We start from the raw sequence: 9,440 nt of genomic DNA on the forward strand, positions 1-9,440 counted from the left end.
CCTATTCTTGTTCGCTGCTGGAAATTTCGGCGAGCTTCGGCTCGGCATTGCCGGCAGAGGCGAAATTGACCGTATCGTCCTCACTGTCACGGGAAACGATCATCTGGTCTTTGCCGATCTCCTTGATGCGCCAGCCGCTCGAAACGACATCGCCTTCCTCGTAGCGGCGGCCGTCGGAGCCGATGATGAACCTGACGGGCGTATAGCCGGCGGCGGCAACGAAGCCGTCGAGACCGGAAGAGAGGGCGGTGAGATCGACGATGGAAACGGAACCGCGCCGGCTCATCGAGGCGATGATGCTGCGCAGCTTGGTCTTGTCGGGCAGGCCGAGAGGCCGCGATCCTTCGCCGATGCGAATTTCGTCGGCGGTGGCGACGATGCTCAGATCTTGGGGAAGCTGCGCCATACGAATGGCCTGGCGGATTTCGGCCGCGATCGCCGCCGCCGCCGGCGCCGGTTCGGGTGCGGCGGAAACCCTGACGAGCGGGGCTTCGTGAGCCGGCGCATCGCTGTTGTAAAGGCCGGCCAGCAAAAGCAACGCCGCCAGCCCGAGAAGGCCGGCAGCCGCAATCCGGCGCGGCGCGAACCGCACGCGCCCGGCGCCGAGACCTTCGAGCTCACAGATCGTGCCGTCGAAGGAGATGGTCTGTCTCTTCGTAAGGGTCATTGTCCGATCGCGCGGGATGGAACGACCGTCGATCACGACGTCATCCCGCAACGCGGTCAACGACACCGTGTCGGAGCCGCGGGAGCGCTGCAGACTGATGGCAAAGGCGGGTTCCGGTTTGGCGCCTAGGACGATCAGGTCACAATCGGCGCTGCCGCCGACCACCTGCCGCTCTGTCGTCAGCGGCAGATTGGAGCTGCGCCCGGCGCGCGTGATGCGCAAGACCGGTCCGCCGCTGCCTGACGCAGCGTTGCCGGCGTTACCTCTGAATGTCGGCGAAGAGGAATCTAGATCCATAACCATCTTGTTCCCGAACCGTCCGTCGAGCGGCTTTTATTGTCTTCGAAAGCGGGGAAGCGAGACGGGCGAACCCGTCTCGCCATTGTTTCAATCAGCCTGGGCCGATCTTCTTGATGGCGTTTGCGACGCCGTTGATCTTGGTGATTTCGGTTGCAACCTTCAGGCTCTGCTCGGTCGCTTCGTTCTGGGCCGACTTGAAGGCGGAAATCGCCGAGCCGATGCCCGCATCAAGTGTCGAAGTACTAGCCATGTCTTGAACTCCTTGCATGGTTTTGGCGGCCAGAGCCTTGCAGAATTCAAGATCGAATTCAATAGCTTATGTTAAAAAGTTATTAATTCGCGATATGTACAACAAATGCGCGAAATGGATATCCGTCCTGTTCCCAGAGGACCGATGATCTGCAACAGTAGATCGGATAATTATTAATAGACTGGATTCCGTACTCACTGCCTGCCTTCGTTCATTAGTTGTCGGGCGATATCCGGATCGTGAGGTAAACTCAGATGTTTGCGCGTTTTGTTTACATGGCCGCTATCGGACTGCTGGCCTCCTTTCCTCCATCGGCCGGCGCCAGCGAGCGGGAGGTGCGCCTGGATGTCGTCTCCCTGCCGCTTGGCGAAGTTGTCCAGACGCTGTCCTTCATGTCCGGCATCCCGGTCACGACAGTCGGGACGCTGAGCGGCAAGGTCGAGCACTGGTCCGTCCGGGAAAGCGGAGCCAAGGCCTTCGTCAAGCTTGGCGATGCCAGCAATCTCTTCGTCGCCTATGACGGCAGCCGCATCATCATCGCGCCGAAGCAGGAGGTCTCCACCGTCGTCCTCGATCGCGGCGGCCGCAGCTGGAAGACCGAGCAAAACGCCATTCGCGCGCTGTTCCCGCTGCTGCCGGACGATGCGCTGCGTGAAGATCCCGCCAGCGGATTGGTGCTGGTGCGCGGGCCCGCGGTCTTCACCAAGGCCGTCGAAGACGTGCTGAGCCGGCCGCAAGCCGACAGCATCAAGGTCATCAAGGGCGGCCAGTTGGAAGTCCTGACGACGAACAACGGTGCCTGAGCGGCTGATATGAAGGCGCTGAAGTCTCTCAGGCAGTTGCTGGAGATCCGCAGCCTGCGGGCGGATAATCTTTCCCGCAGCCTCTCTGAGGCGCGGGCGGACGCCGAAAACGCGCGGGAGCGGGAAACGGAAGCCTCCGAAGCGCTCGACATCGCGGCAAGCCTGGCCGCCGGCAATCCTGTCGTCGACGCATTGCGCAAGAGCGGCGCTATCTCCGCCGCCGAGCTTCAGGACGCGCTGATGCGACAATCCGTATTGCGCAGCCATGAAGCCGTTGCCGGCCTATCGCTTGCGCAGCGCAAAGCCGACCGGCTGGCTGCGCAAGAGCGGGCAGAACACGTCGCCGCCGATTTTTCGCGGGCACAGAAGGCGGTATTGCGCACCGAATTTTCGCTTGAAGCAGCGGAGAAAATCGACCGGTAGGGAGCTAAGAACCAGCAGATGAACCAACCGGCTTCTGTTCTTCCATCTCTTCCTCGACAATCGAGCTGACGAGGGCAACGACCCGGCTGCGCACACGCGGAGAAAGGAGCAAAACGTCGTCTATCAGACGCCGTCCCTCCGCCGTGGAAATGTAGGCAATCTTCTCATCGATCTCTGTTATGATTTGCTGGCCCTGAGTGGTTTCGGGATCTGGAAGACCTTCGAAAAACCTCGAAACAGGGATCTTGAGGCAATTGGCAAGCTCGTAGAGCATCGAAGCGCTGACGCGGTTCTTACCGCTTTCATATTTTTGTACCTGCTGCAAACTGACCCCGATGCCGGCGCCGAGATCCCCTAGGGATACATTCGACTGCATTCGGCGGATACGGATTTGCTGTCCGACATGCCGATCAACTGGATGCACCAACTCGCGCGCTACATTCGACTGTTCGGCTTGCGCAGGCCTCGAAGTCCGGACCTGTGCTGCTGCATAGCGCTTCATGGTGGATACCCCGATGGAGAGTTTCACGCGGTGCGCCCCCGCTGAAAACTCGCTAAACCCACTGATCGGGGAGTTGGAAACCGTACACGACGGTCCTGTGGCCTTTAGTTCCGAGGAACCTGGACATACGCCACAGGCTCCTCGACCGAAGGTCAAGGAGTGTGATGCCGTTACGGCCGGCATCAACCACGTGTAGGGGTTTCCACACCCCAGGGCAGCGCGTACTGCCCTATCGAAAAAGATAGCGGGAATCCGCCCGCTGCGCAACCGAATTCTTTACAAGATCCAATGGCTTCCCTTTACGCTCGGACACTTGCCTCAAAAGCGAGAGGTCACGCTTCGGGCGGTAAAGTGGTCAGAAAACCAAAGGAGGTGCGATCAGCGGAACGCCCATTGCGAGGATTGTCTGCCCACTCTCCCGGAAGAGATGACGATGACACCTGGGAGAGCGCGGACGTCGTGGCGATCGAGGAGACGGACGATACCGTCACCGTACTTCTCTGGCATCTGAAATACTCGCAGGCAGTAATGGGGCGCCGGGCGGACGATCTTTACCTCGTTTGCGGTCAAGCACAGAAGGGGGTGAAGGGGACATGGAGCTTGAAGAACCTCATCAACCACCTGACCGTGAGAGAAACATCACATCTTAAGGGCCGGGCCCGTTTCATTCGAGGCAGCCTGAATGACTTGGCCACGCTTCGAAAGGCTGCCCAACGCAAGTTCATCGAGTACCGGATCGGGATTGTACAGCCGGGTCTTAACGGTGAAAACATACCCGCAGAACATCTTGCGCTTCTGGGAGCGACTGCCACTTCATACTGTCTGTCACCGGGTGTCCCCTAATGACTGTCGCGAACCGCACCGATCCAGCTTAGCTGCCGGCCACCGTCTCCAGCGGCGCTACTTTCCATGACGGCAGGGCCGCCGCGAACTGTCACGGCCTTCTTGGGGCTTTCGATATCGAAATTGACGTTGTAGCGGTTCCACTCTGTAACAGCGGCAGAGCCGCCGACAAAATCAGGGGTAGGAATGCTCGATGTCCTGCCGATTGTTGCGGCGGGTGCATAGCTGCAGTGCAACATAGACGCTGGCTTCATGGCGCTGGCCCGAGTATTGCTATTTTCATCGAAGCGATGCTTCCTCCCGCAACGCTTCGAAGTTTAGACGGCCCACTCCTCCTCCCAAAGGGACGTCTGTGGGAACAGCGGCACTCCTCCTCCCAGGTCGCCGTTCGGTTCTTTTAGGAAAGCCTGCCGCACCTCCTCCCGCGGCAGGCTTTTCTATTTCGGGGCGATGGGCCGTCAGAGCCCGAGATCAAGTTGGGACTGGGGTCGTGCATTGCCGATCGGAGGTCGTCAGCGTTGAAAGCGTGACGCCGAGCAGCCGCACTGGCCGCTTGAATGGATAGACAGTCGCCAATCGACGGGGCATCGTTCGATGGTGTGCTCGAAGATCTTGGCTGGTTCGGCAAACGGTTCACGCCGGACATGCGCGCCGATGTGCTGCTGTTTCGAGCGGGAGACCGGCGGCTGGTTGCCGTGGATCCCAAATGGATCCCGCTTCGGCTAACGTTGCGTTTTTATAAGATCGACAGGACGCGTTTGGCAAGCAACCAAGTTTTCCTATCTCCAGCGCCGGCTGCGGGCGAGGGCCCGGTCGCGTCTTTGAAGGCCATGATGTTCGGCTGCGTCAAGAGCGCGGCCATGGTCTATGACGATCAACCCATCGTCGACCATTTCCGGCGGATCGACGCCGAGAGGATCATGGGCGCGAAATTTCGCTCTGCGCAAGTAAGGCACGAACCGTCGAGACGGCAGTTCCTAATGAGCTCATCGAAAGGTCATATCATGCTGAAATACAAGCTCTACGTACTCGTGGTAAAAGCCGACGGGAATCTCGCGATCCTCGCCGCGCTTGCCATGGTTCTTACCGCGATATGGCGCGGCGTTTTACCTATAGGAAGTTTCTACTAAAAGACTGGAGGTGCAGGATCATTCCTGCACCCTCCTCACATATCACCACGTTCGCAGTACGCGTGTCACCTATCTCTCACGCGCAACAGCGGAAACGACAAGGTCTGTCATTTGAGAGTTACCCGGAGCGCCCCACCAGTCGCAGAGGGACAGGTAGGAGAAGTCGCTCACACTGTCACCGTAGCCGATCACTGGGCGACCTGGATGCTCCGTCCGAAGCTTTTTGAGCAGAAATTGTGAGGCCACCCGTTTTGAGATCGCAGGCGGAACTAGCGCAAGGTTATTGCCGTTGTGGTGTCGAACCCAACCCCGTTTTTCTCGAATGATCGGCACAATCTCTTCAAGGCGTGAGCCGTCTCCGTCAATCTCTTTGAAGACAACATATGTCGCGAGATCAGCTTCCATCACCGACCAGCACCGGATGTGGACGCCAAGTTCCCTCGCCTTGGTCCTGCCCTCATCGAGGAGCTTATCGAAAAAGCCGGCAAGCGGCCGGAGCTCCCTTGCGACGACCTCATGCCATTCGGCGTCAGGCTTGCCGTCCTTTTTGAGGATGACGGCACCGTTCGATACGATTGAGTAGCTTTCAAACGCGATCGTAACGCGCGAAAGAGCCTCAGAGCCGCGCGCCGTAACCGGGATGGCCTCCGTGGAGACGAGCAGCCACTCGACAAAGGCAGCTTGAATCTTCGTCATATAGGAGTTGCTTCCATTAATGGATTTGGACGCCAATACCAGATCGGCTTCCGCAATCTCCGGTATCTTTTTCTTGGTTTGAAACAAGGTGTCGTCGAGGTCCACCAGAGCAATGGGCTTCATATGCGTACTCCAAAATGCGACTGGTTAAATATTTGATCGATTGCCAGATGTGAGCTTTCGCGGATTCTCCATTGGCAATGAATTTTACGATACGGAATTTGTCACATCTCAGTTTCCTTGACCTGCGCGCCGAGCTCGTAAGTAGACATACGTGGAGATTAGGAGACGTGCCGGATCAGCGTGACGGCGCGGTAGGGGGCGATCTTTCTAGGGGAGACGACATACGGGACGCCTTTGTTGTCGATCAGGTACATGAGGGCCGCGAGTTCTGGATCGGTTGGCGACGAGACGTACACCTTTTCCGGCACACGTCGCAGGATGGCCCTGGTCGCCTCCGCAATGCCCGGCTTTACTCGGTTGATGTTCGTTACGGCGTCCTCCCCCATCACCCAGGCGACGGCAGCGGCGGCGGCATCGCGATGCGCCCGGCGGGTCTCGATACTCCAGACGCTCGGGATTTCGGTTGCAATCACAGTGGAGACATCATTCCACATACCATCCACGAATGATCGGGAAATATCGTGTTCCGCGAGATTATCCCACTGGACGCAGGCGTGGAAGTCACCGGGACCGACGAGGGCAGCGTTGAGGATCGAGCGGCTGATAAGCCCGGATACGGTGCATCCTAGCATTCCGGAGGGAATAAGCCAGTCGTCGCCCGATGCGGCGAGCCATGCGCAGCCGCAGGGGTCGGCCAATACAACTAGCCGCGCAGGCCGGTCTGAGTAGTCCTTGAAGCTCTTTTCGAGTTGGTTCGCAATTGCTCCTTTGCCCGTCCAGCTATCTACGAAGACGATGCTCTCGACAGGACGCCTGGCAAGAATGTGGCGCATAGCCTCGTCGTCAACGCCCTTGTCGCGAATGATCGACAACCCGTAGTGTCCGACGTCCCGGCCGAGTAAGGCGATGGCCCTCTTGAGAAGGATGCCGAAGGGCACGCCGGCGCGGACCAAACTGACAAGGGTAATAGGACCCTCGACCGACTGCACGATCGCGAGGGCGAGGCGTGCCGTCTCGGCGCCCATGCGCGGGCCACCAGTGGCCATGGCCTTAGCAAACAGCTCCATGTATTCGCGGGTCGGGGCCATCTCGGCGGAAATCATTTCCGAGTAATGCCGCCGCCCGGATTGGATGGCCTCTTCCCTCGTGGCCGTGTCAGTAGGCTGAATATCCACTCTCTTGAGAAGGAGCGTCACGTCGTATTCGGCGTAGGAGCCTAGTGTGGCAGGGGAGGCGATGCTGTCATAGGTATCCCCCATGGGAGTGATGTCCTTAGATAACGCGACAGCAGTGTTGTGTCGCCGTGGACTGGCGGAAATGTCCGATCGAGTGAGCCGATTTCGAAGCGGCAGACCGCATGGCCTAAGGCGGCTTCATTCACCTTCTACGTCTGAAAGGACAATGGGATCGCCCAGTGCGGACATCAGGCTGGCACAGACATTTTCCGGGCCTGTCTCCGAGCAGAGTATAATTTTCGAGTACAGCGCTGGATCGACGTTGTAGAGGTAATGTGGAACTGTTCCGCCGTAGTTGTCGGAGAACGAAAGTACTGAACCGATCGCGTGGCCTTTCGACAGGGGAGAACGCGTCACGGATGAATAGAAAACCTCAGCGCCCTCCTTTTCCAAGCGCTCCGCAAGCAGGAAGGGCTGCCACACGTGTTCGCCCGTTCCGAGTACGAGGGTAATCCCGTCATCGGCAGCGTTTGCATTGAGACCCTGCAAGTGATCGACGACGCCGAGACGCGCCCAGTCTCGAGCGACGTCGGGACAGACCTCGGGCCGCTTAGGACGGTCACAGGAAGGGACCTGCGGAGTAGCTGCCGTGAAATCCCCACGCGGAGTCCAACTGTACCGTCCGGAAACGATAGTAGCCTCACTGACTGTTCCCGTGATCTCCGCGCGGGCAGCGCCTTCTGACCAGTCGGTAAGCGTAAGTAGGACTGTGTGCTTCAGCTTCAAACGAATTTTTGCGGGAAGGGCAGCGAAGATGTTGGCAAATGTCTTACCTGTCGAAGCCTCATCGTCAACGAGTACCAAGCCGGTCGCACCATGAACCAAGTCGCGGAGCCTTGCCTCGCATGGTTCGTGCAGGAGGTGCCGCGGGGCATGGCTATGCTCTTCCTCAAATTCGCACAGCAGCGGCAGTTTAAGATCATGGCGAGTGGAGCAGATATATATTGCATCGCCGCGACCAGTGAGTTCGCGGAACCGCCGATGGACACCCGCACCAAGGCCAATGCCCGCTTCGGCTATTCCGATGAACAAAACCGGACCAGGAATATCGGCAGGAATCTGACGTGCAAGGAGGTCGAATGCATTTCCCATGACCGAAGGGCGGATCGGCAGGAATCGACCAAGAACCTTGGAAACAAACAGAAACGAGCGGTTCGGGTTGATTCGCTGCCCGAAGCCGAACATCTCGATGGGGGGTACAAGGCTTCGATCCACGTGAACCGAGATAGTGCCGTCGGCGAGTTGCGCAGAGTATGTTGAAGGATTCACCATTGCCAGCTTTCGAAAGTACGGACGTTTACCGTGGAAAAAATCCGTGCCATATGTTTCCGTGACGCCGCACGCTCATTGGCGTCTCGTTGACGAGCAGGGTAGCACTTACCTCTCGAGGCTCAGAGTGCATCCGCGCCACGATATCGCAGGAGAATTCGCCGGCCCTTGGCGCGAAGGCCAGCACGGCGCGAGCGCCTCCCTGGTTTCAGCTTCGTTGGGGCTAAATCCCGATCTGAGGCCTTCCTGCCCCGTCGATGCGGCTCGTGACCCATCTCCGACAAAGCGACTGGGGCGATAGAAATAGAGTTTACGTCAGTTCATCCTCGCTCTCTGCGGTGAATCAGTAGCATGAAGTGAAGCAAGGGACGTGCCACTCGGACATGCAGCACGAATGCGAGCTGAATAGGCACCAGAACTCGAATATTGCATTCCAGGTCTCACGCGGCAGATGTCCAGATTGCCGGGAAATTTCGTATTGCATCCATAACGGCTTTGGGCGACGGATTGCGGGACCTGCCATGGCAAGCGCGTGCGGTCGCGAAACCTCAGATGGCGGCGAAGCGCTGCAGTTAAGAGAGATGCTGGAGCGTATATTCGCCTAAACGCTGCTGACGTGGCGGTTGGGCCTTTGAACGGTGGACGAGATCAGCCGGGAAAAAAGGCGTAGCTTCATTGAAATCGGCAGGGTGTACCCCGCCCACTACCGGGGATCAGAGCAGGCCAGCCTTGGCCCCAACCTGCGATGATAGCAGGTGCCTGGGGCACCTCCAGCACGTCGAGGGTTCTGCATCTTCGTGTCAGCCAATAGCCGACAGTTCGCACCACGTTTGTATTCGCTTTGTCTGCTTTACGACAGACTTAAGTCTTGATGCCTGCACTCAGCCGTCGTTGTTCAGTCCCGGCATTTTCATGGAGCGGATCGAGGGTGAAACGTTCAGGCTGCGAAGTCTATGTCTTGCAGACGAACTCGTAGTGTGAGGCCCTTGAGGGTCTTGAGCCTGCGTGACCTGCCACTGAACTTTCATCCAGCGGCGATTAGAGCCTCGGCGGTTTTGATACGCCAAGTGGCGCGGTGTGAGCAACCGGCAACGCGGATCGTGTCCCAGCACCTGGTGTAGCTGACGGTAGGGAGTAAAGCCGAGCGCCCGCGCGCTTCTCGTTGCGCTGTAGCGGGTGATCGGCTTTGCGGGCGGCCA

The 9,440-nt window shown here is 58.5% G+C and carries 10 protein-coding genes and 1 pseudogene; 4 read left to right on the forward strand and 7 right to left on the reverse strand.

What is annotated here, in order from left to right:
• Position 1: 1 nt before the first annotated feature.
• On the reverse strand, positions 2-964 hold the full coding sequence (locus tag CO666_RS31495) for a SctD/MshK family protein (RefSeq protein WP_018247141.1): 963 nt from the start codon (positions 962-964) through the stop codon (positions 2-4).
• A 94-nt stretch (positions 965-1,058) separates the two neighbouring features.
• On the reverse strand, positions 1,059-1,217 hold the full coding sequence (locus CO666_RS34360) for a hypothetical protein (protein WP_004672595.1): 159 nt from the start codon (positions 1,215-1,217) through the stop codon (positions 1,059-1,061).
• 254 nt (positions 1,218-1,471) lie between these two features.
• Here CO666_RS34360 and CO666_RS31500 point away from each other — a divergent pair, with 254 nt between their 5' ends.
• Both CO666_RS31500 and CO666_RS31505 read left to right on the forward strand, forming a co-directional pair.
• Positions 1,472-2,020: a hypothetical protein gene (locus tag CO666_RS31500; RefSeq protein WP_004672596.1), complete on the forward strand. Its 549-nt coding sequence runs from the start codon at positions 1,472-1,474 to the stop codon at positions 2,018-2,020.
• 9 nt (positions 2,021-2,029) lie between these two features.
• Positions 2,030-2,443: a hypothetical protein gene (locus tag CO666_RS31505; protein ID WP_004672597.1), complete on the forward strand. Its 414-nt coding sequence runs from the start codon at positions 2,030-2,032 to the stop codon at positions 2,441-2,443.
• A gap of 4 nt (positions 2,444-2,447) precedes the next feature.
• Here the strand turns inward: CO666_RS31505 and CO666_RS31510 are convergent, their stop codons facing one another.
• Complete coding sequence (locus tag CO666_RS31510; protein ID WP_018247142.1) at positions 2,448-2,945, reverse strand: helix-turn-helix domain-containing protein; 498 nt, start codon at positions 2,943-2,945, stop codon at positions 2,448-2,450.
• Between the two features lie 459 nt (positions 2,946-3,404).
• Here CO666_RS31510 and CO666_RS31515 point away from each other — a divergent pair, with 459 nt between their 5' ends.
• Positions 3,405-3,788, forward strand: coding sequence for a hypothetical protein (locus CO666_RS31515; RefSeq protein ID WP_026188834.1), 384 nt, complete (start codon positions 3,405-3,407; stop codon positions 3,786-3,788).
• Here the strand turns inward: CO666_RS31515 and CO666_RS31520 are convergent.
• The gene (locus CO666_RS31520; RefSeq protein ID WP_018447059.1) at positions 3,785-4,042 is read right to left on the reverse strand and encodes a hypothetical protein; all 258 of its coding nucleotides are present in this window, start codon (positions 4,040-4,042) and stop codon (positions 3,785-3,787) included. The genes CO666_RS31515 and CO666_RS31520 overlap by 4 nt on opposite strands.
• 327 nt (positions 4,043-4,369) lie before the next feature.
• Here CO666_RS31520 and CO666_RS35080 point away from each other — a divergent pair.
• Positions 4,370-4,717, forward strand: a pseudogene (locus tag CO666_RS35080) (DUF4334 domain-containing protein); the annotation flags it as partial.
• A 270-nt stretch (positions 4,718-4,987) separates the two neighbouring features.
• Here CO666_RS35080 and CO666_RS31530 read toward each other — a convergent pair.
• From CO666_RS31530 to CO666_RS34780, 3 genes are all read right to left on the reverse strand, one after another.
• Positions 4,988-5,737, reverse strand: a complete 750-nt coding sequence (locus CO666_RS31530) for an HAD family hydrolase (RefSeq protein WP_004675991.1) — start codon at positions 5,735-5,737, stop codon at positions 4,988-4,990.
• Positions 5,738-5,895: 158 nt separating this feature from the next.
• A complete protein-coding gene (locus CO666_RS31535; protein WP_004675992.1) occupies positions 5,896-6,996 on the reverse strand; it encodes a cysteine protease StiP domain-containing protein in 1,101 nt (366 codons plus the stop codon).
• 114 nt (positions 6,997-7,110) lie between these two features.
• Complete coding sequence (locus CO666_RS34780) at positions 7,111-8,244, reverse strand: phosphoribosyltransferase domain-containing protein (RefSeq protein WP_011053330.1); 1,134 nt, start codon at positions 8,242-8,244, stop codon at positions 7,111-7,113.
• Positions 8,245-9,440 lie beyond the last annotated feature (1,196 nt).

This window comes from Rhizobium chutanense (assembly GCF_002531935.1).
Taxonomy (GTDB): Bacteria; Pseudomonadota; Alphaproteobacteria; order Rhizobiales; family Rhizobiaceae; genus Rhizobium; species Rhizobium chutanense.